The following is a 24,383-nucleotide window of genomic DNA, read 5'->3' as shown; positions in this document are numbered from 1 at the left end:
AGTGGAACGATCACTCTCCGTTTTCAAGAGTCGCGACGCGCTCGTCATCGTCCGCCCCGGAGGGCCGTGGACGACAGGGTCGAGCGCGGGCCATGGAGAAACACCCAGGCCGGGGGTTCGAGATCGGCGAGGAGACCCGCATCCGATTCGTCGATGCGCCACCGTCCCATCGCCTGCGCCCCTCGGGCGCGCGGCGCCGTCAGGGTGAAGCCCGGCCTATCGATGATCGCGATCGGCATCGTGGCGGCGATAGCACGAAAATCACGCCAGCGGTGAAATGCCGCGAGACTGTCGGCCCCCATGATCCAGACGAACCGCACGGCGGGGTGGCGGGCCTGGAGGTAAGCGAGGCTCTGGCGGGTATAGCGGGCGCCGATCCGCGTCTCGAAACCGGTGATGGCGATGCGCGGATGGTCTGCGACGGCGGACGCCACCGCGATCCGCGTCTCGAGGGGGGCGAGAACCGTGCGGTCCTTCAGCGGGTTGCCCGGGGTGACCATCCACCAGATGCGGTCGAGCCGCAGCCGCTTCAGCGCCACGAGGCTCACGTGGCGGTGGCCGAGATGGGCGGGATTGAAGGATCCGCCATAGAGGCCGATCCGCAGGCCGGGTACGGCGGGGGGCAGCCGGACGAGCCCCTCCGCCTCAAGCCGCACGGGTGAAGCGGGCAAGCCGTATCAAGGACGGGTCTGCCCGCGGCCATGGACCCGGTACTTGAAGGTCGTCAGCTGCTCGACGCCCACCGGGCCGCGCGCATGCATCCGCCCGGTGGCGATGCCGATCTCGGCGCCGAAGCCGAACTCGCCGCCATCGGCGAATTGCGTCGAGGCGTTGTGGGTGACGATGGCCGAATCGACCTCCGCGAGGAAGCGCGTCGCTTCGGCGGCGTCGCCCGTGACGATGGCGTCGGTATGGTGCGAGCCGTTGGCCTCGATATGGGCGATCGCCGCGTCGAGCCCGTCCACCACCTTCACGGCGATGATCGCGTCGAGATACTCGGTGCGCCAGTCGATCTCGGATGCGGCGGTGACCCGCGCATCCACCGCCTGGGTCGCCGCATCGCCGCGGACGCTGCAGCCGGCCTCGATCAGCGCCGTGACCAGGGGGGCGAGGTGGGTCTCCGCCACGGCGGCATCGACGAGCAGGGTCTCGGCGGCGCCGCAGATGCCGGTGCGGCGCATCTTGCTGTTGACCACCAGGGTGCGGGCCATGTCGAGATCCGCGCCGGCCGCCACGTAGACGTGGCAAATGCCGTCGAGATGGGCGAAGACCGGCACCTTGGCCTCGGACTGGACCCGCTCCACGAGGCCGCGTCCGCCGCGGGGCACGATGACGTCGATGCAGCCGTCGAGGCCCGACAGCATGGCGCCCACCGCCGCGCGGTCGCGGGTGGGGACGATCTGTACCGCATCCGCCGGCAGGCCGGCGGCTTCCAGCCCCTCGCGCATGGCGCGGGCGATGGCCATGGCGGTGCGGTGGCTGTCCGACCCGGCGCGCAGGATCGCCGCGTTGCCGGCCTTGAGGCAGAGAGCGCCCGCATCGGCGGTGACGTTGGGACGGCTCTCGAAGATGACGCCGACGACGCCGAGCGGCACGGCGATGCGCTCGATCAGGAGTCCGTTGGGACGCTCGAACGCCGCGAGCTGGCGGCCGACGGGATCGGGCAGAGCGCCGATCTTGGCCACCGCGTCGGCCATGGCGGCGAGCCGGCCCTCGTCGAGGGTGAGGCGGTCGATCAGCGCCTGGGTCTGTCCGCTCGCCTTCGCGGCGGCGACATCGCGGGCGTTCTCGGCGAGGATCGCGTCCCGGCTCGCCCTCAGGCAATCGGCCACCTGACGGAGGGCGACATCCTTCGCCTGGGCCGAGGCCTGGGCGATCTTGCGGGCGGCGGCGCGGGCGCGGTGGCCGATCTCCTGCATCTGCTCGGTGAGATCGGGGGCGGCGGCGAAATCGGATCTCAGGTTCAGAACGGGCACGGTCTGTTTCCTCGCAGCTCACCGTTCAAGGCGATGGCGGCATGTCGATCGTGCCCTCATGCCATGCGTCGAGGCGGCAAAACAAGCACATTGCTTAATAGTCGAGCCTATTCTCCCGCCATCGCGAGGTCATCGCGATGCACCATTTCAGCGCGACCGGGATGAGTGAGCAAGTCTGCGATCTCCCGACTCGGGCGACCGATGATCTGTGCCGCCTGTGCACTGTCATAAGCCACGAGGCCGCGCCCCAAGGTGCGGCCCTGCACGTCCCGGATGATCACGGCATCCCCCCGCCCGAAGCTTCCGGCGATCGCGGTGACGCCGACCGGCAGCAGGCTCGCGCCGCCCTGCAGGGCGCGGGCCGCCCCGGCATCGACCACGAGGGTGCCGCGCGGCTCGAGTGATCCGGCGATCCAGGCCTTGCGGGCGGCGACGGGGTTCGAGCCCGAGAGGAACCAGGTGCAGCGCCCGCCCTGGACGATGGTGCGCAGGGGGTTCTTCTCACGCCCGTCGGCGATGATCATGTGGGTGCCGCCGCTCGCGGCGATCTTGCCCGCCTCGACCTTGGTGCGCATGCCGCCCCGCGACAGTTCCGAGGCCGGCCCGCCCGCCATGGCCTCGATCTCCGGCGTGATCCGCTCGATGAGGGGCAGATGGCGCGCATGCGGGTCGCTGGCGGGGGGGGCGGTATAGAGACCGTCGATGTCGGAGAACAGCACCAGCACGTCGGCGCCGATCATGGTGGCGACGCGGGCGGCGAGGCGGTCGTTGTCGCCGTAGCGGATCTCGCTGGTGGCGACCGTGTCGTTCTCGTTGACCACCGGTACGGCGCGGACTTCGAGGAGCTTCAGCACGGTGGCGCGGGCATTGAGGTAGCGGCGGCGCTCCTCGGTGTCCTGCGGCGTCACCAGAATCTGGCCCGCAGCGATGCCGTGATGGCCGAGCGCCTCGGCCCAATAGCGCGCGAGCGCGATCTGCCCCACGGCGGCGGCGGCCTGGCTCTCCTCCAGCCGAAGGGTGCCGGGCGGATAGCCGAGCACCGTCCGCCCCAGGGCGATGGCGCCCGAGGAGACGACGAGGATGTCGACGCCCCGCGCATGCAGCTCGGCGATGTCCTCGACGAGCGCCGCGAGCCAGGCATGGCGCAGGCGCCCCCGCGCGCGATCGACGAGAAGCGCCGAGCCCACTTTGATGACGACGCGGCGGAAATCCTGGAGGGCGGGGATCTGGGGAGAGGTGACGTGTTGAGAAGAGGTCATTATCGGGAGCTTTGCACGGCGCAGGCGAGGTCCGTTCGTGAAAAATCGTTGCCCTTGAACAGGAGCGGCACAGGTGAAGCTCCGCAAGAGTCGGCGTCCCGATCAGGCAGATGGAACGGTGGAAAAGGCGGCCGTAATCGACGGGTCCGTCTTCACGCAGGAAGATCGCCACGAGGGCCGACGTGTCGACGGCGATCGTATGATCCGCCGCAGTCAAATCGGCAGGCCGTTCTCATCGTACATGTCGGAATGGTCCGACGTCGCGCCGAGCAGTTTGGTGGCCGCACTCCGAGCCGACAAGGCCCGCAATTCCTGATACCGCCGCTCCACTTCCTCGGGGGCCAGCACGTCCCATGCCTGGGACCGGCGATCCTTGAATTCCCTCAACGCCGTTTCGACCACATCGGCGATGGATGTCCTGCTGGAGCGAGCCAGAGAATGTGCGATCTCGTAGGCGACGTCGCTCCTCACATTCAGTTGCTTCGTCATCCCCGAACTCCACCGCCGGCAGCACGTAGCTTAGGGCTACATGCCCGTGTCCTCAAGGCTGCCAGGCCTCCGCCGGCTGAGCCTCGGCCTCGGCCGCCTTGGCCTCCATCATCTCGCGGGTGATCGCGCGCAGGGCGTCCTGCACGCCGAGGCCGGTGGCCGAGGACAGGATCAGCGGCTTCGCCTTGGAGGCCCGCTTCAGCCGCGCCACCTGCTCCTTCAGCGTATCGGGATCGACGGCGTCGGCCTTCGACAGGGCCACGATCTCGTGCTTGTCGGCCAGACCGTTGCCGTAGGCCTCGAGTTCCTTGCGCACCAATTTGTAGGTCTTGCCGGCATGCTCGCTCGTCGCCTCCACGAGGTGGAGCAGCACGCGGCAGCGCTCCACGTGTGCCAGGAACTTGTCGCCCAGCCCGACGCCGTCATGGGCGCCCTCGATCAGTCCCGGAATGTCGGCGAGCACGAATTCGCGCTCGTCGGAGCGGACCACGCCGAGGCCCGGATGCAGGGTGGTGAAGGGATAGTCGGCGATCTTGGGACGCGCCGCCGTCACGGTGGCGAGGAAGGTGGACTTTCCGGCATTGGGCAGGCCGACGAGGCCGGCATCGGCGATGAGCTTGAGGCGCAGCCAGATCCACTGCTCGTGGCCTTCGAGGCCCGGATTGGCGTGTTTCGGGGCGCGGTTCGTCGAGGTGGTGAAGTAGGCGTTGCCGAAGCCGCCGTTGCCGCCCTTGGCCAGACGCACACGCTGGCCGACATGGGTCATGTCGGCGATCAGGGTCTCGCCGTCCTCGGCGATGATCTCGGTGCCGGCGGGCACCTTCAGCACCACGTCCGCCCCGTTGGCGCCGTGGCGGTTCGAGCCCATGCCGTGCTCGCCCTTCCTGGCCTTGAAGTGCTGCTGGTAGCGGTAGTCGATCAGCGTGTTGAGGCCGTCGACGCACTCGACCCAGACGTCGCCGCCCCGGCCGCCATCGCCGCCGTTGGGGCCGCCGAACTCGATGAACTTTTCGCGCCGGAACGCGACGCAGCCGGCGCCGCCGTCACCGGAGCGCACATAGACCTTGGCTTCGTCGAGGAATTTCACGGGTGTTCTCGTCTCTGTCGTTCCTTCGCCGAGGGCGGGGCCTGCCGGCTCCGGACCTTGGCGAATCACATGCGGGTTCGGGTTCAGGCTGCGCCTTGTCGGCACTTCCCGTCGAGGTTCAGGTACTGCACGCTGCGCAGGCCCGCCTCGAACCACGCCCCACCCGACTTCGTCCGGTCGTAGGCGTAGAGATTGATGACGATGGCGCCGTCCGGAGACGTGAGCGTCGCCGGCACCTGCGCATCGTCCAAGGCCCAGATCGGGCGGGAATCGGAGCCGAATTCGGCCCGCGTCCCGTCCATCTCGAACTGGCTCACCTGGGCGAAGACCGGCCGTGAATCACGGTCGGAGATCGCGAAGGAGAATCCGACCTTGGGGCTCCGCCCGACGAAATTGTAGAATTCGCAGTAGAGCGTCGGGCTCCGTGGCGACGGTCTCGGCGTGTCCGCGACCGGGGTCGCGGGGGGCTCGCCTCTGCCGCTCAGAAGCGCGAGGGCGACCGCGACCGAACCGATCGCGGCGAAGGCCGCCAGAACGAGCGTGCGTTGCGTCATCGCGGCTCCGCTTCCGAGCGCGACACCGTCCGGATGACGGATGCCGCGCAGACGACGAAAGGGAGGATGGCGCACCATCCTCCCTTCGATGTCCGACGATCGTCGATGACGGGATGCCCGGTGCGGGCGCCGCCTCGCGGTGGGAGACCGTGGATTACTCCGCGGCTTCCTGGTGCGGCACCACGGCGACGAAGGCGCGGCCGCGCTTCACCTGGAACAGCACGCGGCCATCCGCCTTGGCGAACAGGGTGTGGTCCGTGCCGATGCCGACATTGACGCCGGGGTGGAACTTGGTGCCGCGCTGACGGACGATGATGTTGCCGGCGATGACGGCTTCGGCACCGAACTTCTTCACGCCGAGGCGCTGACCGGCCGAATCGCGGCCGTTGCGGGACGAGCCGCCTGCTTTTTTATGGGCCATTGTGGTTGACTCCGAATGTCTCGATCAGAACGTCAGGCGCTGATGCCGGTGATGCGCACCACGGTGTGGTGCTGGCGATGACCGCGCTTGCGGCGCGAGTTCTGACGGCGGCGCTTCTTGAAGGCGATGACCTTCGCGTCGCGGCCGTGGCTGACGATCTCGCCGGCGACGCTGATGCCGGACAGGAGCGGCGCGCCGACCTGCGTGGCGCCTGCGCCGTCCGTGAACAGCAGGACTTCGCCGAAGGTCACGGCCGAGCCGGGCTCGCCCTCGACGGTGGCGATCGTGATGGTGTCGTTGGCGGCAACGCGATACTGCTTGCCGCCCGTCTTGATGACTGCGAACATCGTTCTCTCTCGTGTTCTCTGCCGGCCTCCGGCTTTCGCCTGGACCGTCTTCTTGTTCAGGTCATCCGCGACACCGATCGAGCGATGCTGCGAACGCGAAACGCGCGGACTTCGTCGAGGAAGCCGCGCGTTGCGGGGCTGGATAGGCGCTCGGGGGGTGATTTGTCAATGTCACTCCGAAAACGCCTCAGCGTCCGGCTTGATCGCCCCTGTGCCGAAGCGCGCCGTTGTACGTGAGCACATACTTCAAGCGACTTGCAATGACGGATTTTAGAGTCGGTATCGGTCCACGACAAAAGTAAATCGTATCACTAAGTCGATGAAATTCTGAAATTATCGCTTCGACCTTTCGACGAATCTTTTTAGCCATACTATTTTCCCGACCGATACCAACGTCGGGTGCGAGCATCCGAATCGTCACCGCTTCATCAAGCCACCCAGAACATTGCGCAGGATCGCGTTGCCCACCTGCGTGCCCACGGTGCGCGCCATGGACCGGGCCGCGTTACCGATGACTTGTTCGGCCAGACTCTGCGGCGGGCGGCGGCCGCCCTTGGCGGCGGGCTTCGAGCCCAGCACGCCGCCGAGCAGACCGCCGAGCATGCCGCTTAAACCACCCTCCGATTGCTGCGCCGCCTCGGCGGGGGCGGAATCGAGCCCCTTACGCGCGGCCAGGATCTCGTAGGCGCTCTCATTGTCCACCGCCTCGTCGTACTTGCCGCGCAAGGGGCTCTTGGCGATCAGCTCGGCGCGCTCGGCCGGCGTCAGCGGGCCGACCCGGCCCTGGGGCGGGGCGATGAGGGCGCGCTCCACGATCGAGGGCGTGCCCTTGGCTTCGAGGAAGCTCACCAGGGCCTCGCCGACGGCGAGTTCGGTGATGGCGGATGCCACGTCGAAGCCGGGATTCTGCCGAAACGTGTCGGCCGCCGCCTTCACGGCACGCTGGTCGCGGGGCGTGAAGGCGCGCAGGGCGTGCTGGACGCGATTGCCGAGCTGGCCGAGTACCGATTCTGGCAGGTCGAGGGGGTTCTGGGTCACGAAATAGACGCCGACGCCCTTGGAGCGGATGAGGCGGACCACCTGTTCCACCGCGTCCAGAAGGGCTTTTGGCGCGTCGTCGAACAGGAGATGCGCCTCGTCGAAGAAGAAGACGAGCTTGGGCTTGTCGAGGTCGCCCACCTCCGGCAGCTGCTCGAACAGTTCGGACAGCATCCACAGCAGGAACGAGGCGTAGAGGCGCGGCCGCTGCATCAGCTTGTCGGCCGCCAGGATGTTGACGATGCCGCGGCCCTCGCGGTCGATCTTCATGAAGTCGTTGAGGTCGAGGGCGGGCTCGCCGAAGAACTGGTCGGCGCCCTGGTTCTCCAGCATCAGCAATTGCCGCTGGATCGCGCCGACGGAGGCGGCCGAGACGTTGCCGTACTTCCCCGAGATCTCCTTGAGGTTCTCGGTGACGTAGAGCAGCAGCGCCCGCAGGTCCTTGAGGTCGAGGACCGGCCATTGGTTGTCGTCGGCAACGCGGAAGGCGATGTTGAGCACGCCTTCCTGGGTGTCGTTGAGTTCGAGCAGCCGGGCCAGCAGCAGCGGCCCCATCTCGATCACCGTGCAACGGATCGGGTGCCCCTGCGCCCCGAACAGGTCCCAGAACACGGTGGGGAACCGGTCGGGCTCGTAGGTGATCCCGAGTTCCTCCGCACGCTTGACGAAGACCGGCTTCGATTCGCCCGCAGCCGCGAGGCCCGACAGGTCGCCCTTGATGTCGGCGGCGAAGACCGGGACGCCGGCATTGGAGAACCCCTCCGCCAGGACCTGGAGCGTCACCGTCTTGCCGGTGCCGGTGGCGCCGGCCACGAGGCCGTGACGGTTGGCGAGCCTGAGGGTGAGCGCCTCCGGCTTGGTGCCGCTTTTGCCGACGAGGATGGTGCCGTCGCTCCGCATGATCGCCTGAACCCACCGCTTCCCGTCGCGCCCGCTGCGCCGACGGTGGAGTTATGCCGCTCGCAGGCAACATTTTCCAGCGCGCCGCCCCGAGGCGCTTGATTTCGCCTCGTCCAGGCCAGATGGACGGGACGACCTGCACGCGTTGGAGCATTTGCACATGGAAGAGTTGATCGCCCGCGTCACCACGAAGACCGGGCTCGACGCCGCGACGGCGCAGACGGCCATCGGCCACATCCTCGCCTTCCTGCAGAAGGAAGGCCCGGCCACCGAAGTCGCCCAGCTCTTCGCGGCGATGCCCGGCGCGGACGCGGCGGCGGCGCAGTCGAACGAGGGCGAGGGCGGCGGCGGCCTGATGGGCATGCTCGGCGGCATGATGGGCGGGGGCGTGATGGCGCTCGGCCAGAAGCTGATGGCGGCCGGCGTACCCATGGGACAGATGCAGCCCCTCGGTGCCGAACTGTTCGCCTTCGGCCGCGAGAAGGCCGGCGAGGACGTGATGGGCCCGATCGTCGGTTCGATCCCCGGCCTGAACCAGTTCGTCTGAGACCGGTCCGGGACGCTCCTCCTGCCCGGCACCGAAGCTGGGAGAGAGAGAAGGATGTGAAAGGTTCGGCGGCTACCCATGGACAGGTGGCCGGCGAACCATTTTGGCATGCCGCTAACCGCCTCTGGATTCACGCGAAAACCTGTCATAAAAGCGTTCGGGCTTCGTGATGATGTGGCCACGCGGATATGAGGCTCCAGGCTCCATCGGGAGCCGGCCTCGCGGGTCCGGCAGAGCGGATTGGACGATGGTTCCGAACTTCGCGCGTGATGCGTCCAACGCTTGGCTCAATGGCTGGGAGGCCCATGTCCACGCGCCCTTCGCCCGGTTCAAGCAGAAGCGCCTGGAGGCGGGACATGCCGGCTTCTCCGGCCTGCCGGGCTTCACGAGCCTTCCCGGCGCCGGCGGCCGGCCCCTGATCCCGCCGGGCGGAACGCCGATCCGGTTCAAGCCCCGCCTGAAGAAGCCCCTGGCGGCACCGGGGCTCGACCCGGTCCTCGGCCGCATCGGCGACCTCGAGGTGCGCCTGGCCACCACCGTCTCGGAAATCCGCCGGGCCCAGCGCCTGCGCTACCAGGTCTTCTACCAGGAGATGTCGGCGGTGGCCTCGGGCATGTCCCTGCTGTCGCGGCGGGACATCGACGATTACGACACGGTCTGCGACCACCTGCTGGTGATCGACCACGCGGCGACGGAGGCGAAGCCTTTCCGCCGGCCGAGGCCGAAGGTGGTGGGCACCTACCGCCTGCTGCGTCAGGACGCCGCCGACCGCAATTTCGGGTTCTACACCGCCGGCGAATACGACATCGCGCCCCTGCTCGCCGCGCATCCCGGCAAGCGCTTCCTCGAACTCGGCCGCTCCTGCGTGCTGAAGCCCTACCGGACCAAGCGGACGGTGGAACTGCTCTGGGCCGGGATCTGGGCCTATGTCCAGCACCATCGCATCGACGCGATGCTCGGCTGCGCCAGCCTGGAGGGAACCGACCCGGACAGGCTCGCCCTCGCCTTGAGCTTCCTGCACCACCATGCCCGCGCGCCCGAGCCCTGGTGTGCCAGGGCGCTGCCGGGGCGGCATGTGGCCATGGACCGGCTGCCGCGCGAGGTGGTGGACGCCAAGGCCGCGCTCCAGTCGCTCCCGCCGCTGATCAAGGGCTACCTGCGGGTGGGGGCCACCTTCGGCGACGGCGCGGTGATCGACCACCAGTTCGGCACGACGGACGTGTTCGTGGTCCTGCCGGTCTCGGCCATCGCCGCTCGCTATATCGGCCATTTCGGACCGGCCGCGAACACGCGCGCGGCGTGAGCCCCTATGCAGCCGCGCTCATGCGGCGGGACCGCAGGAACGCCTGGACCTCGTTGGCGGGGAGAGGCCGGCTGAACAGGAACCCCTGGACCTCGTCGCAGCCCTCGCTCCTGACGAGATCGAGCTGCTCCGCCGTCTCGCCCCCCTCGGCCACGATGCTCATCCCGAGCCGCTCGCCGAGGCCCACCACCGCCCGCACGATAGCCGCCGCATCCGGCTCGGCGATGTCCTTGATGAAGGCGCGGTCGATCTTGATCTTGTCGAAGGGAAACCGCCGCAGGTAGCTCAATGACGAGTACCCGGTGCCGAAATCGTCCAGGGCGATCCTGACGCCCCGCGCCCGCAGACGGTGCAATGTCGCCACGACGCCCTCCGGGTCCCGCATCAGCGCGCTCTCCGTCACTTCGAGGTTGAGCCGATCCGCCGACAGGCCCGCTCCGTCGAGGGCGTTCGACACGGAGCGTTCGAGGTCGTGCTGGAACTGCACCGTCGACACATTGACGGCGACGCGAATCTCGCCGGGCCACGCCATCGCCTCGCGGCATGCCTCGGCCAAGGCCCAGGCGCCGAGGGCCACGATCAGCCCGGTCTCCTCCGCCACCGGAATGAATTCCATCGGCGAGATGAGCCCCCGTTCGGGGTGACGCCAGCGCATCAGCGCCTCGAAGCTCGTGACCGTCTCCGCCGCGAGGTCGATGACAGGCTGGTAGACGAGGTAGAAGTCGCCCCGCCGGATCGCGTCCTTCATGTCGAAGGCGAGGAGGTAGCGCGCGGAATGGCGCGCGGCCAAAGCCGGCTCGAACCGGCGATACGTGTCACGGCCGGTCGTCTTGGCCTCGTAGAGCGCGATGTCCGCCCGCCGGAGGAGGTCGTCGGCGGTGATGCCCTCGTTCGGCACCATCACCGCGCCGATACCGACACCGATCTCGACCACCATGCCGTCGATCTCGATGGGCGCACAGAGCACGGCGATCACATGCTTGGCCACCGCGTCCGCTTGATGGGGCCCCTCGAGGCCTTCGAGCACGAGCGCGAACTCGTCGCCCCCGAGCCGGGCCACGGTATTGCCGGAGCCCACGGCCCCGCTCAGGCGGTCGGCGACGATGCGAAGGAGACGGTCGCCGGCGCTATGGCCGAGTGTATCGTTGACGGCCTTGAAGCCATCGAGGTCGCAGGCGAGCACCGCGGCAGTGAACCGGCCGTTTCGGGCGCGCATCACGGCCCGGTCGAGGCGCTGGCGAAGCAGGCGGCGATTGGGCAGGCCCGTCAGGTCGTCGTGCAGGGCCAGGTACTCGACGCGGGCCTCCGCTTCCCGGCGGTGACTGATATCGATCTGGGTTCCCACCGCGCGCAGGGCCTTGCCCGCGCCGTTCCGTTCCACCACCCGCCCGCGGGTCAGAACCCAGAACGACGTGCCGTCGCGGCAGACGACGCGATGCTCGCACTCGTAGGTGGGGGCGAGGCCCCTGGCATGCGCGACCATGGCAAGGGTCAGGCGCTCGCGGTCCTCCGCGTGCACGATGTGATCCAGCGGCTGCCTCGCCTCGATGGCGTCGACGGCGTAGCCGAGACGGGCGAGCCAGCGCTCGGAGATCCAGATCGATCGGTCGGCGAGGTTACAGTCCCAGATCCCCTCGACGCCGCCATCGAGGGTGAGCGTCAGACGTTCCTCGCTCAGCGGCATCGTCGACTCGCGCGCGCGCGACGTCCGCACGGATTTCAGCCAGCCTCCCGGATCAATGCGGAGACCGGCTCGTCCGCCCCCCCCGCCGAAGAAGGCACGGAGAACGGATTGCGTCCGGCCAGACATGTCCGTCCGCGAATCCCCGGTGGCGGAGCCGGCATCGGTTGCGACCGGACCCATCCGCCTGACGAGCGTTCGAAGCCACGCGGCCGTCTTCAGTGACAACATCGCCCCGCTCATCCTCGGCACGTGTGCCTCAGGGTCTGCAATGGCCCGCGCTCTCGCAGGCTGAACAGAGTCCGCAGTGACGATGAACCGTGTGCTGCCACGACCCGCTTTCTCATTCGAAGGGCGATATTTGTGCAAGCTGGCTGAATCAGCCGCCGCTCCCCATACTTCAAGCATCGTTATGCGAATCGTCCGTTAATGAAAAGTCATTGCGGCGGGGACGGAAGCCGGATTGAACTGCGCTTAAATTATCGAACCGCACGTGATGGGGAGACACTGCGGCAATTTCTGAATTTACCAGTACATACATACCATATCTATCTATTAACTTTCGTCGCACGGCGATAAGATCAGAACGATATTCATCGTTTAATGGAAGCATGCTGGTGCGGCGAAAATGTTGTCGGCATCGATCGACGGCTAGACCCGCAGGCGACCTTAAGAGATCACCGAACGAGCAGAGCATCTTGACTGTTAACTTTTGATTCGGGATGGAACGAATACGTTATTGCGAAATAGTATGACTTACCGCTGCCCCGATATTAACATAAATTGTTATCATACGCCAAGAATTCACTGACGACTCAGCAACCCATTCTAAGATCACTGAAATCGCGCCCGATCACTATAAAACAGTACGTTCTAAATTGAATGACCCATGATTTTTAGTATGGTCGTCACTGAGATAACGGACATCCCGGCACATCGAGTCTATCGCAGCTGAGCCAAAAGACTGAAAAGCTGCTTTCGTGCCAAGGAACTTGGATCCGAGTCTCAAACCCTCGCGTCGGCGACAAGGGCAGCCAGCCCCTCGCGATAGGTCGGATAGGCGAGATCGACCCCGAGTTCCTCGCGGATCAGGCGATTTCGCACGCGCTTGTTCTCGCCGTAGAAGCTCCGCGCCATGGGACTGAGATCCGCCGTCTCGAAGTCGATCTCGGGGGGCAGCGGCAGGTCGGCGAGACCGGCGGCGTATTCCGTCACCACCTGCGGCGGCGTCGGCTCGTCGTCGGTGACGTTGTAGATCGCCTGCGCCCGCGGCCTGTCGATGGAAGCGAGGAGAGTCGTGGCGATGTCGTCCACATGGATGCGGTTGAACACCTGACCCGGCTTGATGATGCGCTGCGACTTGCCCTCGCGCAGCTTGACGATGGGATTGCGGCCCGGCCCGTAGATGCCGGAGAGCCGGAACACCTGGACCGCCTTGCCGGTCTCCTCCCCGAAGCCGAGCCAGGCCTTCTCCACGGCGATGCGGCCATGCGAGCGGCCGCTGGCCGGGTTGGGCGGCGTCGTCTCGTCGATCCAGGCGCCCTGCTGGTCGCCGTAGATGCCGATGGTGGAGAGATAGCCGATCCAGCCGATCCGGCTGTCGGCGATGGCGTCCCGGTAGCGGGCGAGCACCGTGTCGCCATCGCGAGACGGCGGGGCGGACACCAGCAGCACGTCGGTGTCGCCGAGGTCGCCCGCGATCCGCGCGTCGTCCGTCTCGGGACCGAAGCAGCGCAGGGCGACGTCGGCGAGCCCAGCGCCCGGCCGGGCCGGATCGGTGACGGTGGCGCGGACGTGTTCGAACCGCCCGGCCGCGCGCTCGACGAAGCGGCGCGCCGTGAAGCCGAGGCCGAAGACGAAGAGGTTCATGCCGCCGTGTTTCCCGCGTGATCGAGCGCCGCGCGCCATTCGGCGCGGACATGCGTATCGGTTTCGCCCATGGCGTGGCCGTTGGAAAGCCCGCGCAGGGCCGCTGGAGCGACGAGACGGGCCAGCGCCCACACCGCCATGCCGCGCACCAGGGGCGAGGCATCGGACAGGCAGCGTTCCGCCTCGACGGCAAGGGCCGGCTCGCCGGAATTGCCGATGGCGATGAGGACGTTGCGCAGGAAACGGTCGCGCCCCGTGCGCTTCACCGGCGTTCCGGCGAACCGCGCCCGGAAGGCAGCATCGTCGAGGCGCGCCAGTTCGGCGAGCGGGGGCGCGGCGAGGTCGGCCCGCGCGCCGAGACGTCCCTCGGAAGCCGTGACGGCGAACTTGTTCCAGGGGCAGACCGCGAGGCAATCGTCGCAGCCGAAGACGCGGTTGCCGATGGCCCCTCGGAATTCGGGCGCGATCGGCCCCTCGTGCTCGATGGTGAGGTAGGAGATGCAGCGCCGCGCATCGAGCTGGTAGGGCGCGGGGAACGCCGCCGTCGGGCAGATGTCGAGGCAGCGCCGGCAGGAGCCGCAATGATCGGCCTCGGGCGCGTCGACCAAGAGGTCGGCGGAGGTGTAGATCGCCCCGAGCAGGAGCCAGTTGCCGTGCTCGCGCGAGACGAGGACCGTGTGCTTGCCCTGCCAGCCGAGGCCGGCGGCGGCGGCGAGCGGCTTCTCCATCACCGGCGCGGTATCGACGAAGACCTTCACCCGCACGTCGCCCTTGGCCGAGAGATAGCCGCCGAGCTCCTTCAGCTTGCCCTTCACGACCTCGTGATAATCCCGCCTCTGGGCATAGGCCGCGATGGCGCCGCGATCCTTCAGGGCCAGCAGCGAGAGCGGGTCGGCCTCAGGGCCGTAATTCATGCCGAGCATCACGATGCTGCGGACGCCCGGCCAGAGAATCGACGGATCGGCACGCTGGTCCGCGCGCTCCACCATCCAGTCCATCGCGCCATGGTGCCCGGCGGCGAGCCAGGCCGGCAGCCGCTCGCGCAGGGCCGGCACCGCATCGGGGGTGGTCACCCGGACCGTATCGAAGCCGAGATGCCGGGCGCGGGCCTCGACGGCCTGCCGCAGGGCATCGCCGGAGAGAACCTTGCGCTGCTCCCGGCAGTCGGCCGCCCGCTTGCCCTCCGCCCGGAACTGGCCCGCCGGGGCGTTCAGAAATCCAGGTCCGCGTAATGATCCGCCGGGGCCATGCCCGGCACCCGGTCCGCCAGGAGCGTCCGGAAGGAGGGGCGCGATTTCAGCCGCGCGTACCAGTCCCTCGCCGTCTCGTCCTCGTCCCATGGCACGTCGCCGAGATAATCCACGCAGGAGAGGTGGGCCGCGGCCGCGAGATCCGCATAGGTCAGATGGTCGCCGGCGATCCATTTCCGGCGGGACATCAGGTAGCCGATGTATTTCATATGGTAGCGCACATTGGTGCGCGCCGCGCGAATGGCATGCATGTCCGGCGGGCCGCCGCCATTGGCGCTGGTCATGAAGCGCTTCGAGATCTTCTCGGTGACGAGGTAGCCGGTCACCTCCGCGTCGAACTTCACCAGGAACCAGTCGAGCAGGCGGCGGACCTCCACGCGATCGGCGGTGGCCTCCGGCAGCAGCCGGCGCCCAGTGAGGCCGAGGCCGCGGGTCTCGTCGAGATACTCGGCGATGATGCCCGCCCCCGGGACCGCGAGCCCCGATTCCTCCACCAGGACCGGGGTCGTCCCGGCCGGATTGATGAGGAGGAAGGCCTCGCGGCGGTCCCAGACCCGCTCTTCCACGAGCGCGGGCTCCATGCCCATCTCGCTGAGAACGAGGCGGATGAAGCGCGAATGCGGACAGAAGGGGGAGTGGTGAAGCGTCGCCATAGAGGCCGTTTCAAAGGGAATGGAATCGCGGGACGCGCCGTGTCGAGACCAACGGTGAGAGAGGGTCGCGCATCGAGACTTATTGCCCGATCATTGCCGCCTCATTAACACGCTGGACAGGTTCCGGTAACCGCTCGTCAACTCTGATGGCCGACACCATCCGGCAACGAGCACTCCCCCAACGACAACCGAGGCGATGACATGATGGATGCGATGAGCATCGTGAAGGCGGTCGTTCTCGCCATGGTCGAGGGCGCCACGGAATTCATCCCGGTTTCGTCCACGGGCCACCAGTTGCTGGTGGGGCACTTCATCGGCTTCCAGTCGCCCAACAACACGTTCGAGGTGCTGATCCAGCTCGGCGCGATCCTGGCCATCCTCGCCGTCTATTTCCGCCGCCTCCTCGGCATCGCCACGGCCTTTCCCACCGATCCGAACGCGAGGCGCTTCGTCTTCGGCATCCTGCTGGCCTTCCTGCCGGCGGCGATCATCGGCGGTCTGTTCTCGAAATACATCAAATACTACCTGTTCAATCCGTGGATCGTCTGCGCCACGCTGGTGGCCGGCGGCCTCGTCCTCCTCGTCCTCGACGAGACCGAGCTCGAGGTGAAGAAACGCGACGTCTTCGACTTCACCCTGCCGATGGATTTCAAGATCGGCCTGTTCCAGTGCATCGCCATGATCCCCGGCGTGTCGCGCTCCGGCGCCACCATCGTTGGCGCGATGCTGATGGGGGCGGACAAGCGCTCGGCCACCGAGTTCTCGTTCTACCTCGCGATCCCGACCATGGCCGGAGCCTTCGCCAAGGACCTCCTCGACAATTACAAGAACCTCTCGCAGGACGATGTCGGCCTGATCGCCATCGGCTTCGTCGTGGCCTTCCTGTCGGCCTTCGTCGTGGTGCGCACGGTGCTGGACTACGTCTCGTCGCACGGCTTCCGGCTGTTCGCGTGGTGGCGCATCATCGTCGGTTCCCTCGGCTTCGCGGGGCTGATCCTCGTGGGCTGAGGAACGCCGCCGCACGGGGCGGCCGCCCCCGCGCTGGGGCTGCCGCTTTTCTTTGAGTCCGCTCCGATTTCTTTGATACCCCGCGCGTGTTGCCCGGCAAGCCTCGCCGTGCGAGGGCTGTCGCCGACAGCGTCCGGCCACACGCGGCCGGCGGAAGCGTGCGCCAAGGCCCAGACGAAATGGAAGATCGCCCCCTCGCCGACCTGTTCCCCACGCCGACCCGCGAGCGCTGGCTCGGTTTGGTCGAGGGCGTGCTCAAGGGCGGCGATTTCGAGAAGCGGCTGGTCTCTAAGACGGCGGACGGCATCCGGATCGAGCCGCTCTACGAGCCCGCCGCTCCGGTGGCGCAGCCCATGCGGGCACCCGGCCCCTGGCGCATCGCCCAGCGGGTGGACCACCCGGACGCGCAGGCGGCACACGGCCTCGCCATGGCCGATCTCGAAGGCGGCGCCGATGCCCTGAACCTCGTCTTCTCGGGCTCCGTCTTCGCGCGCGGCTTCGGCCTCGCCGCCGACGAGGTGTCGATCCTCGACACCGCCCTGTCCGGCGTGATGCTCTCTCTGATCGCGACGCGGATCGATGCCGGCGGGCGCGGCCTCGAGGCGGCCCGTCTGGTCAAGGCGCTGGCCGCGCACCGCAGCGAGGATCTCGGCGCCCTCGACCTCGATCTCGGCCTCGACCCGATCGGCACGCTGGCCGCCACCGGCCGGCTCGACGCGACGATCCCCGAGATCGGCGCGGCGGTCTCGGCCCTCCTGTCGGAGTTCGACGGGGCGGGCTTCACCGGCCGGGCGATGCTCGCCGACGGGCGGCCCTATCACGAGGCCGGCGCCAGCGAGGCGGCCGAACTCGCCGCCGTCCTCGCCACCGCCGTCGCCTATCTGCGTATGCTGGAAGCCGGCGGGCACGATCTCGCCCGCGCCCGCGATGCCGTCGCCATCCTCCTCGTGGCCGATGCCGACGAGTTCCTGACCATCGCCAAGTTCCGCGCCATGCGCCGCCTCTGGGCGCGGGTGGAGGCGGCCTGCGGGCTCGACCCCAAGCCGCTGCGCCTGCATGCCGAGACCGCGTGGCGGATGATGAACCGGAACGACCCGTTCGTGAACATCCTGCGCACCGGCATGGCCGCCTGCTCGGCGGGGCTCGGGGGCGCCGATTCCGTCACCGTCGTCCCCTACACCGCCTCGCTGGGCCTCGCCGACGCCTTCGCGCGGCGGGTCGCCCGCAACAGCCAGATCGTTCTCATCGAGGAATCCAACCTCGCCCGCGTCGCCGATCCGGCGGCCGGGGCCGGCGGGTTCGAGGCGCTCACCGAGGAACTCACCACCACGGCCTGGGCCGCGTTCCAGGCGATCGAGCGTGAGGGCGGCATCGTCGCGAGGCTGCAGGCCGGCGCGATCCAGGCCCGGATCGGCGAGACCCGCGCCACCCGCACGAAGAACGTCGCCACGCGGCGCGAACCCCTCACCGGAGCGAGCGAGTTCCCGTTCCTCGCCGAGAAGCCGGTGACGGTCCTCGACCTGCCCGCCTCCGCCGTGCTGGCGCCCGCCTTCGCCCTCGACGGCAGCGGCACGACCACCTGCGAGGCCCTGCCCTCGTCGCGGCTCGCCGAACCCTACGAGGCCCTGCGCGACGCCTCCGACGCCCATCTCGCCGAGACCGGACGGCGCCCTCGGGTGTTCCTCGCCAATCTCGGACCGGTCGCCGTCTTCAACGCCCGCTCGACCTTCGCCGCCAATGCCTTCGCGGCCGGCGGCATCGAGGCGGTGAACGAAGAGGGCTTCACGGACGCCGCGGCCCTGGGCGAGGCCTTCGCCGCATCCGGCGCACGCATCGCCTGCCTCTGCTCGTCGGATGCCCTCTACGCCACCCACGCCGTCGCCGCCGCCGAAGCCCTGAAGGCGGCGGGTGCCAGGACCGTGTATCTCGCGGGCAAGCCGGGCGATCTTGCCGAAGGGCTCAAAGCGGCCGGCGTCGATGCCTATCTGCACGCCGGAGGGGACCTCCTCGCGCTGCTTCAGGCCGCCTTGGGCGAAGCTACACGCGCGTGAACCGCAACCGATACGCGATCCGGGACGTTTCCAGCCCCGATCACGTCATTGCAGAACGGGCTACGATGCGACGCTTCCTCCTTGCCGCCGGCTCCCTCGCCCTCCTCTCCGCCTCCTTCGGAGCGGCGGAGGCGGCCAAGCGAAAGGTCTCGGTGCCGAACCGCTACGACGGCAACTGGAGCATCGAGGTCGTCACCCAGGACGGTCCCTGCGACCGCGCCTATCGCTACGGCGTGCAGATCGCCAAGGGCGAGGCGAGCTATCCCGGCGGGGATTTCGACATCCGGGGCCGCGTTTCCGGCAACGGCACCGTGCGGGCGACGATCATGCGCGGTTCGGATGGCGCCAACGTGGTCGGCCAGCTCGATCGCGGCGGCTATGGCAGCGGCACCTGGTCGAGCAACGGCATCATCCGCTGCTCCGGCCGCTGGAACGCCGAGAAGCGGGGCTGATCCGCCCCCTGTGATCGGCCGGGCACAGTCTGCTCAGGAAATCTCGCGCCACCGATTTTGAGGGTCGAGATGCCCTGTTCCGGTCCAACTCTTGGATGAATACTTGGAGCGAATCGGGTTCGATCGACTTCGAGGTTTGCGCGCGATGAAAGCTCGTCTGCTTGGCGCTCTCTTGATCGGTGCGGCGACGGCGGGTGCCGCCGACGCCGCTCCCCGCACACCCGGCCATGCCCATGCGGCGATGGCGCCGCTGGAGCGCGCGGCCACGGATTGTTTCGCCGAGACGGTGATGGCCAACCCTGCCGCCATGCGCCACGCCCGGGCGGGCCGCTGGTACGAGGCCGCCGGAATCATCGGGTTCCTGTGCCGCCCCGAAGTGGACGCGATGATCCGCACCCACGACCGGCTCTTCGGTCACGGCACGGGCGAGCGCTACTTCAAGGCCGCCTATACCCGCCATCTCGGCGGCGAACTGGCCGTCCGCCTCCAGCCGATGCTGGAACGCATGGCGGTGGCGACCGCCGAACCGCCCGCCGAGAAGGCCAGCGAAGAGGCGGCCGACACGGCGCGGTAGACTCACGCGTCGACGGTCTCGGCCTCCTCGGCGACGGGACGGGCTGCATCGTCCGGCAAGGCGAGGCGCGGGTCCGGCCCGAGAAGCGTCTCCACCAGGGCATCGATGCGCGACGAGACGCCTTCCTCCCGCAGGGCCTCCCGCACCAGGGCCCGCGCTTTCTGGAACGCGGCCTCCGCGGGCAGCGTCACGGAAGCCGCGACCGCCTCAGCCACCGCGCCTTCCGCCGCGAGGCGGGCATGGACCGCCTCGCGCGGGTCGAAGCGGGGGATGGGTAGCGTGAACATCAGCTTGTCGAAATCCCGCGCGCCCTGTTCACCCCGACTCTGCAGATGGGCGATGCGACTGCGAACCGCCTCGCTGTTGAGGATGGCGACGAGGAAGCGGGCTTCGTCGTCGGATGGCACGTCCGCCCAGTAGAGCTTGTGGTCGATGATCCCCCGGCGATCCCTGACGATACAGGCCGCAGGCCATTTTCCGGCCTTGGCGAAGACGACACGCTGATGCGCGACGGGGATCTGGCTCGACAGCTTACCGTAATGGTCGACTTGCTGCTTGAGCGAGACCTTCTCGGAGCCGAACTCGGCCCATAGCCGCTCGGCCTCTGCGAGCCATTTGGCCAAGCCCGGAAAATGGCCTGCGGCCTGTACCGAGGACAGCACCGTTCCTCCGGCGGCGGCCGGAACGATGCCTTCCGCCGGGGCCAGGACGCGGAAAGGGGCGATGGACTCGCCAAGATAGACGGGGCGCAGGAACGACGACTCGATCGCGCCCCGGAGTCCCGTGACGTTCTTCCACTCGCCCTTGCGTTCACGCTCCTCGCTGCAGACGATGGGCGAACTCGGACTGACGCCGATCTTGCTGCCGCGAACGCGCGTCACCAGACACAGGATGCGCGGGTAGAGGGTCGCACCGTTCCGGAAGACTCCGCAATACGGCGAGACCGCCTCGAAGTTCGCAGGGATCGGCGCGTCGGCCTGTTCCTGGCGCAGGCAGCGATCCGCCACCTCCTCGGGCACGTCCTTCCTGCCGAGGAAACCGGCGAAGGTGGTGACCCGTCGAGGCGTGGGCCGGGCCTCCCCTGCCGTGACGTCGGCGAACAGGACGCAGGTGGGCACCCGGAACAGGGGGGAGACGGCCTGGTTGTCGAGCATCCAGGCTTCCGAGAAGGCGACCCGGACGCCCGTCCAGTCCCCGGTGCGGAAGGCGCGGAACTGGCCCCGGCTCATGGCGGCGAGCGGCAGCACCATGGCGACCCGTCCGCCGGGCCGGCCGCCCTCCGGCGGGCGGACATAGAGTTCCGCCGCCCGCGCGAAGAACAGCCCCGACAGGTCGGTCTGCGTTACCAGCCGCGCCTCGTCGGGGCCGACCCAGATGCCGAGACGGCGCGCGGTGTCGCGGAACAGCCCCTGCAGGGCGGGAGCCATATAGCGGTAGGACAGCCAGGGCGGGTTGCCGATGACGACGTCGACCCTGGCGCCGTCCGACAGGGCGACCGGACGGCTGAGGTTGCGGGCGAAGAAGCCCCAGACATGGTCTCGTCCGGCCCGGCGCAGGCGGTCGTAGATCGTGAAGGTGGTGATCAAGGTCGGGTGCTGATCGGCCGGGACGCCGAGGCCCGCGAGCCCGCGCGCGAAAACCTCGGCCGTGCGCCCGGCCTCGCTGGCATCGTGCATGGCGGTGACGACGCGGTCGAACAGGGGCGGATCGGCGCAGAGGCCGAGGGGGAAGCGCAGGGTCGGCGCGCCTCTGCGGCCCTCGCGGGGGTCGCGGGGCACCTCCACCACGAGGTCGCTCTCGAACGCGTCGCGCTTCACGTTCCATTGCAGCGCATCGCCGAGATAGACCGGCAGGGAGATGTCGCCGCCCCGCCCCGGCAGGGCATCGCCCAGGGCGAGGAGATAGGTGACGCGGGCGAAGATGACGGCGACGGGGTGGACGTCCAGCCCCGTGACGGAGGCGCAGCAGCGCGACGCGATCTCGTCGAGGGGCACCCCTGCCGCCGTCAGGGCCTCGCGCTTGAGGCGCACGGCGTGGAAGAGGAAGCTGCCCGAGCCGCAGGCGGGATCGAGACAGGTCTGCTCGGCCGGGCGGTCGACGGCACGCCGCACCACCTTCCGGGCGAGCCAGTCGGGCGTGTAATACTCGCCGAGATCGTGGCGCTGGGCCGGATCGATGAGGGATTCGTAGAGCACCTTCAGCAGGTCGACGTCGACGCTGCCGAGATCGAACCGGGCGGCATGCGCGGAGAGACCGGCGACAATGGCCTCCCCGCCCGGCGCCTGGATCACCCAGCCGAAGAAATCGGTCTCCACCGCTCCGTGGACCCCCGCCTCGTGGAAGGCGCGCCCCGAGAGCAGATCCTCGGGCGAGCGACCGGTGGCGCCCATGGTTCCGGCGGCGATCGCCTTGGCGAGGATGACGAGATAGGTGTGCTGGAGCCACAGCGTGTCGTCGTCGATGGCCTTGCCGTAGACGAAGCCGAGATGGCGCGACCAGAGTTGGCGCTTCAGTACCGCCTCGGGGTCGGCGGCCAGCGCCTCCCAGGCCTTGGCGAGGAGGCCGAGGGTCCGCGCGAACGCGGCGCTCTGGCGGCCGAGTTCGTTGGTGATCCCGACCGCATCCGCCGGCAGCCAATCGAGGACGGCGACGACCCCTTCGAGCCAAGCGGTGAGGCCACGGGCATCCGCCAGCTTCACCTCGTGCTCGGTGAGCCGCACCAGGGCGCCGTCGCGCATCTCGTAGGCGGTGAAGGTGGCGCCGTCGGTGGCGAGCCCCACGTAGCGCTGGCCGGTGGCGCCCTCGCGTTCCGGCAGGTAGCGCGTGAGCTGCGCCTCGGCGTCCCTGGCCTCCCGGCGCAGGTCCGACTTGATCTCGATGATCGTCCGGCCGAGCAGGGCATCCAGGCGCCCCCTCACCTCAGGTATCTTTCTCTCGAAGAAGATCCGCTCGCTCTTGGCGCCCAGCGCCTCGATCAGCAGGCGATAGAGCAGCGCCCTGACCTTCTCGTGCCCCGGCCGGATCGAGAGTTCAGCTATTATCGTAGTCAGAGCATCGTCGTCGATCGGCATCGCCAGCCCTCACGTGAGGTTGCGGACTATATATACCTTAGGTTGCCTATCAAGGAGCGATTCGGTTCACCCATGGGAGCCTGTGCACAAGCGCGGCGGAGGCGGGCGCCCCCCGCGGCGGCCTGCATCCATCCGCCATGCCGGAACGGGGCGAGGCCATGATGCGGAGAGGCCGTGATGCGGAGAGGTCATGGCGGCTCAAGAAACGCGCAGCTCTGATGACAATTTGCGCAGGACACGGGCGTCGTTCGAAGCTTTGATCAAGGATTGTCGAGCTAACTCCAGCATTGTCGAAGCAATGCGAGAAGATCTGGCTCTTCGGCATGGGCGAGACGAACTGATGTCGGGGCCATTTCTGCGCGAGGGATCGGTGAACAGGTCATTGAGCACCGGATGGCTCGGACGATGGACGTCTCGCCGGACCGAGGCGGGCGAGGCTCCATCGCCCGCGCTCTCGCACGGCCTCGGCACGGTCCTCGCCTTCCTGAACGCGATCGCGCGGGCCTGTGCCGAGGCGCCGACGCCCGAGGCCGCCACCACGGAATGCCTCGCCGAAACCGGCCGTTTTACCGGCTGGCCGATCGCCCATGCCTATCGCCGCCTGCCCGACGGGAGCGGCAGGATGACGTCGATGAAGGCGTGGTACCTCGCCGCGTCCGGTGAGGGTCAACACACCGAGGCCTTCGTGGCCGCCTCCGAGGGGGCCGTCTTCGCCCCCGGACAGGGTCTCGTCGGACGGGTCTGCGCCGAAGGGCGGGCGGTCTCCTGCGAGGACGTGACGGTCCTGCGCGGCTTCGTCCGCGCGGCGACGGCGCGGGAGAACGGCGTGCGCGGCTGCTTCATGTTTCCGGTCCGCATCGGCGGCGAGGTGGAGATCGTGCTGGAATTCTTCTCCCGCGAGAGGGCCGAGCTGAACGACGCGCTCCTCGAACTCATGGTCTACGTGGCCGACCGCCTCGCCATCACGGTGACCGAGCATGCGCAGCGAGCCCGAGTCCGCACGCTGATGGCGTCCCTGGGCGGCATCGCCTCCGGGCTCGCGGACACCACCATGCAGGTCGAGGCGGGGGCCCGTACGGTCCTGGCGGTGGCCGAGACCGTGGACGAGAGCCGGGGCCGTGTGGACCGGGCGAACCTCGCCGCCTCCCGCGACATCGACGCGGTCTCGGAGTCCGCCCACGGCCTCGTCGTCCTGTCCCGCGAGGCGAGCGCCCATGCGGAACGGGTCGAGACCATCGCGGACAGGACCACCGGGCTCCTCGCCGGGGCGGTGGACGTCTTCTCGGAGCTACAGGAGAGGATCGCCGGGATCGGGCGGATCAGCGACCTCATCGGCACCATCGCGGCCCAGACCAACCTCCTCGCCCTCAACGCGACCATCGAGGCGGCCCGCGCCGGCGCCGCCGGGCGCGGATTCGCGGTGGTGGCCGGGGAGGTCAAGGACCTGTCGAACCGGGTGAGCGCGGCGACGGCCGAGATCGCGCAACAGATCGGACGGCTGAAGGACGGGGCCGCCCAGTCCACCGCCTCCCTCGCCTCGGTGAAGGCCGAAATGGAAATCGTGCAGAGCACGGCCGCCGACATCTCCCGCGTCAGCGCCTCGCACCAGGACGCCGCCGGCACGATCGCCGGGGGCGTGGCACGGGTGCAGACGACGATCCTCGAAGCGACCCGCCACCTCGACGCCCTGCGGGCGACCACCGAGGAAGCGCTCGCCTCGTCCCAGGCCCTGGGCGAGACCTCCGGCCACCTGCGCGACCAGGGCCGCGACCTCGGCGAGGCCACGCGGCTCCTGGCGGTGTCGGCCCGGTGACGGCGCGCCCTGTCCCGGGCGCCGTCACGGTCCGGACCCG

At 68.5% G+C, this 24,383-nt stretch carries 21 protein-coding genes; 7 read left to right on the top strand and 14 right to left on the bottom strand.

The window, feature by feature from the left end:
* Nucleotides 1-44: 44 nt before the first annotated feature.
* From MKK51_RS19035 to MKK51_RS18995, 9 genes are all read right to left on the bottom strand, one after another.
* Nucleotides 45-656, bottom strand: a complete 612-nt coding sequence (locus MKK51_RS19035) for a nicotinate-nucleotide adenylyltransferase (protein WP_243979879.1) — start codon at nucleotides 654-656, stop codon at nucleotides 45-47.
* Nucleotides 657-677: 21 nt separating this feature from the next.
* Complete coding sequence (locus MKK51_RS19030; protein WP_243979689.1) at nucleotides 678-1,976, bottom strand: glutamate-5-semialdehyde dehydrogenase; 1,299 nt, start codon at nucleotides 1,974-1,976, stop codon at nucleotides 678-680.
* Between the two features lie 107 nt (nucleotides 1,977-2,083).
* Nucleotides 2,084-3,235, bottom strand: coding sequence for a glutamate 5-kinase (proB, locus tag MKK51_RS19025; protein WP_243979687.1), 1,152 nt, complete (start codon nucleotides 3,233-3,235; stop codon nucleotides 2,084-2,086).
* A gap of 213 nt (nucleotides 3,236-3,448) precedes the next feature.
* Nucleotides 3,449-3,724, bottom strand: coding sequence for a type II toxin-antitoxin system VapB family antitoxin (locus MKK51_RS19020; protein ID WP_243979685.1), 276 nt, complete (start codon nucleotides 3,722-3,724; stop codon nucleotides 3,449-3,451).
* A gap of 52 nt (nucleotides 3,725-3,776) precedes the next feature.
* Nucleotides 3,777-4,811, bottom strand: coding sequence for a GTPase ObgE (obgE, locus tag MKK51_RS19015; RefSeq protein WP_243979683.1), 1,035 nt, complete (start codon nucleotides 4,809-4,811; stop codon nucleotides 3,777-3,779).
* Nucleotides 4,812-4,894: 83 nt separating this feature from the next.
* Nucleotides 4,895-5,365 (bottom strand): hypothetical protein, encoded by a 471-nt coding sequence (locus MKK51_RS19010; RefSeq protein WP_243979681.1) that lies wholly within the window; start codon nucleotides 5,363-5,365, stop codon nucleotides 4,895-4,897.
* A 154-nt stretch (nucleotides 5,366-5,519) separates the two neighbouring features.
* Nucleotides 5,520-5,786: a 50S ribosomal protein L27 gene (gene rpmA, locus MKK51_RS19005; protein ID WP_018041680.1), complete on the bottom strand. Its 267-nt coding sequence runs from the start codon at nucleotides 5,784-5,786 to the stop codon at nucleotides 5,520-5,522.
* Nucleotides 5,787-5,818: 32 nt separating this feature from the next.
* Nucleotides 5,819-6,133: a 50S ribosomal protein L21 gene (gene rplU, locus MKK51_RS19000; protein WP_056422333.1), complete on the bottom strand. Its 315-nt coding sequence runs from the start codon at nucleotides 6,131-6,133 to the stop codon at nucleotides 5,819-5,821.
* Between the two features lie 417 nt (nucleotides 6,134-6,550).
* A complete protein-coding gene (locus tag MKK51_RS18995; RefSeq protein WP_243979679.1) occupies nucleotides 6,551-8,071 on the bottom strand; it encodes a helicase HerA-like domain-containing protein in 1,521 nt (506 codons plus the stop codon).
* A 160-nt stretch (nucleotides 8,072-8,231) separates the two neighbouring features.
* On the opposite strand from MKK51_RS18995, the gene MKK51_RS18990 reads away from it, so the two are divergent.
* Together MKK51_RS18990 and MKK51_RS18985 are read left to right on the top strand one after the other, a co-directional pair.
* On the top strand, nucleotides 8,232-8,618 hold the full coding sequence (locus MKK51_RS18990) for a DUF2267 domain-containing protein (protein ID WP_243979677.1): 387 nt from the start codon (nucleotides 8,232-8,234) through the stop codon (nucleotides 8,616-8,618).
* A 247-nt stretch (nucleotides 8,619-8,865) separates the two neighbouring features.
* A complete protein-coding gene (locus MKK51_RS18985; RefSeq protein WP_243979675.1) occupies nucleotides 8,866-9,921 on the top strand; it encodes a GNAT family N-acetyltransferase in 1,056 nt (351 codons plus the stop codon).
* Nucleotides 9,922-9,925: 4 nt separating this feature from the next.
* On the opposite strand, the gene MKK51_RS18980 is transcribed toward MKK51_RS18985, so the two are convergent.
* From MKK51_RS18980 to MKK51_RS18965, 4 genes are all read right to left on the bottom strand, one after another.
* Complete coding sequence (locus MKK51_RS18980) at nucleotides 9,926-11,605, bottom strand: putative bifunctional diguanylate cyclase/phosphodiesterase (protein ID WP_243979673.1); 1,680 nt, start codon at nucleotides 11,603-11,605, stop codon at nucleotides 9,926-9,928.
* Between the two features lie 1,002 nt (nucleotides 11,606-12,607).
* Complete coding sequence (locus tag MKK51_RS18975; protein ID WP_243979672.1) at nucleotides 12,608-13,471, bottom strand: SDR family oxidoreductase; 864 nt, start codon at nucleotides 13,469-13,471, stop codon at nucleotides 12,608-12,610.
* Complete coding sequence (gene queG, locus MKK51_RS18970; RefSeq protein WP_279601223.1) at nucleotides 13,468-14,598, bottom strand: tRNA epoxyqueuosine(34) reductase QueG; 1,131 nt, start codon at nucleotides 14,596-14,598, stop codon at nucleotides 13,468-13,470. Before queG ends, MKK51_RS18975 begins: the two co-directional genes overlap by 4 nt.
* 83 nt (nucleotides 14,599-14,681) lie before the next feature.
* Nucleotides 14,682-15,374, bottom strand: a complete 693-nt coding sequence (locus tag MKK51_RS18965) for a glutathione S-transferase family protein (protein WP_243979670.1) — start codon at nucleotides 15,372-15,374, stop codon at nucleotides 14,682-14,684.
* A 204-nt stretch (nucleotides 15,375-15,578) separates the two neighbouring features.
* Between MKK51_RS18965 and MKK51_RS18960 the strand changes: the two genes are divergently transcribed.
* The 4 genes from MKK51_RS18960 (at nucleotide 15,579) to MKK51_RS18945 (ending at nucleotide 19,459) form a co-directional block, all read left to right on the top strand.
* Nucleotides 15,579-16,382, top strand: coding sequence for an undecaprenyl-diphosphate phosphatase (locus MKK51_RS18960; protein WP_243979875.1), 804 nt, complete (start codon nucleotides 15,579-15,581; stop codon nucleotides 16,380-16,382).
* A 179-nt stretch (nucleotides 16,383-16,561) separates the two neighbouring features.
* The gene (locus MKK51_RS18955; RefSeq protein ID WP_243979668.1) at nucleotides 16,562-18,433 is read left to right on the top strand and encodes a methylmalonyl-CoA mutase subunit beta; all 1,872 of its coding nucleotides are present in this window, start codon (nucleotides 16,562-16,564) and stop codon (nucleotides 18,431-18,433) included.
* Between the two features lie 65 nt (nucleotides 18,434-18,498).
* Nucleotides 18,499-18,885 (top strand): hypothetical protein, encoded by a 387-nt coding sequence (locus MKK51_RS18950; protein WP_243979667.1) that lies wholly within the window; start codon nucleotides 18,499-18,501, stop codon nucleotides 18,883-18,885.
* A gap of 145 nt (nucleotides 18,886-19,030) precedes the next feature.
* Nucleotides 19,031-19,459, top strand: a complete 429-nt coding sequence (locus MKK51_RS18945; RefSeq protein ID WP_243979665.1) for a hypothetical protein — start codon at nucleotides 19,031-19,033, stop codon at nucleotides 19,457-19,459.
* A 2-nt stretch (nucleotides 19,460-19,461) separates the two neighbouring features.
* On the opposite strand, the gene MKK51_RS18940 is transcribed toward MKK51_RS18945, so the two are convergent.
* Nucleotides 19,462-22,530, bottom strand: a complete 3,069-nt coding sequence (locus tag MKK51_RS18940; protein ID WP_243979663.1) for an N-6 DNA methylase — start codon at nucleotides 22,528-22,530, stop codon at nucleotides 19,462-19,464.
* A gap of 340 nt (nucleotides 22,531-22,870) precedes the next feature.
* On the opposite strand from MKK51_RS18940, the gene MKK51_RS18935 reads away from it, so the two are divergent.
* The gene (locus MKK51_RS18935) at nucleotides 22,871-24,343 is read left to right on the top strand and encodes a methyl-accepting chemotaxis protein (RefSeq protein WP_243979661.1); all 1,473 of its coding nucleotides are present in this window, start codon (nucleotides 22,871-22,873) and stop codon (nucleotides 24,341-24,343) included.
* Nucleotides 24,344-24,383 lie beyond the last annotated feature (40 nt).

It is taken from the genome of Methylobacterium sp. E-045 (assembly GCF_022829685.1).
GTDB lineage: Bacteria > Pseudomonadota > Alphaproteobacteria > Rhizobiales > Beijerinckiaceae > Methylobacterium.
This window is presented reverse-complemented; position numbering and strand designations above follow the sequence as displayed.

What these genes read in the sequence shown, in the direction of transcription:
- proB (WP_243979687.1), bottom strand. Translation starts at nt 3,235, where the DNA reads ATGACCTCTTCTCAACACGTCACCTCTCCCCAGATCCCCGCCCTCCAG.
- MKK51_RS19020 (WP_243979685.1), bottom strand. Translation starts at nt 3,724, where the DNA reads ATGACGAAGCAACTGAATGTGAGGAGCGACGTCGCCTACGAGATCGCA.
- MKK51_RS19010 (WP_243979681.1), bottom strand. Translation starts at nt 5,365, where the DNA reads ATGACGCAACGCACGCTCGTTCTGGCGGCCTTCGCCGCGATCGGTTCG.
- rpmA (WP_018041680.1), bottom strand. Translation starts at nt 5,786, where the DNA reads ATGGCCCATAAAAAAGCAGGCGGCTCGTCCCGCAACGGCCGCGATTCG.
- rplU (WP_056422333.1), bottom strand. Translation starts at nt 6,133, where the DNA reads ATGTTCGCAGTCATCAAGACGGGCGGCAAGCAGTATCGCGTTGCCGCC.
- MKK51_RS18995 (WP_243979679.1), bottom strand. Translation starts at nt 8,071, where the DNA reads ATGCGGAGCGACGGCACCATCCTCGTCGGCAAAAGCGGCACCAAGCCG.
- MKK51_RS18990 (WP_243979677.1), top strand. Translation starts at nt 8,232, where the DNA reads ATGGAAGAGTTGATCGCCCGCGTCACCACGAAGACCGGGCTCGACGCC.
- MKK51_RS18985 (WP_243979675.1), top strand. Translation starts at nt 8,866, where the DNA reads ATGGTTCCGAACTTCGCGCGTGATGCGTCCAACGCTTGGCTCAATGGC.
- MKK51_RS18980 (WP_243979673.1), bottom strand. Translation starts at nt 11,605, where the DNA reads ATGCCGCTGAGCGAGGAACGTCTGACGCTCACCCTCGATGGCGGCGTC.
- MKK51_RS18975 (WP_243979672.1), bottom strand. Translation starts at nt 13,471, where the DNA reads ATGAACCTCTTCGTCTTCGGCCTCGGCTTCACGGCGCGCCGCTTCGTC.
- MKK51_RS18965 (WP_243979670.1), bottom strand. Translation starts at nt 15,374, where the DNA reads ATGGCGACGCTTCACCACTCCCCCTTCTGTCCGCATTCGCGCTTCATC.
- MKK51_RS18960 (WP_243979875.1), top strand. Translation starts at nt 15,579, where the DNA reads ATGGATGCGATGAGCATCGTGAAGGCGGTCGTTCTCGCCATGGTCGAG.
- MKK51_RS18955 (WP_243979668.1), top strand. Translation starts at nt 16,562, where the DNA reads ATGGAAGATCGCCCCCTCGCCGACCTGTTCCCCACGCCGACCCGCGAG.
- MKK51_RS18950 (WP_243979667.1), top strand. Translation starts at nt 18,499, where the DNA reads ATGCGACGCTTCCTCCTTGCCGCCGGCTCCCTCGCCCTCCTCTCCGCC.
- MKK51_RS18945 (WP_243979665.1), top strand. Translation starts at nt 19,031, where the DNA reads ATGAAAGCTCGTCTGCTTGGCGCTCTCTTGATCGGTGCGGCGACGGCG.
- MKK51_RS18940 (WP_243979663.1), bottom strand. Translation starts at nt 22,530, where the DNA reads ATGCCGATCGACGACGATGCTCTGACTACGATAATAGCTGAACTCTCG.
- MKK51_RS18935 (WP_243979661.1), top strand. Translation starts at nt 22,871, where the DNA reads ATGTCGGGGCCATTTCTGCGCGAGGGATCGGTGAACAGGTCATTGAGC.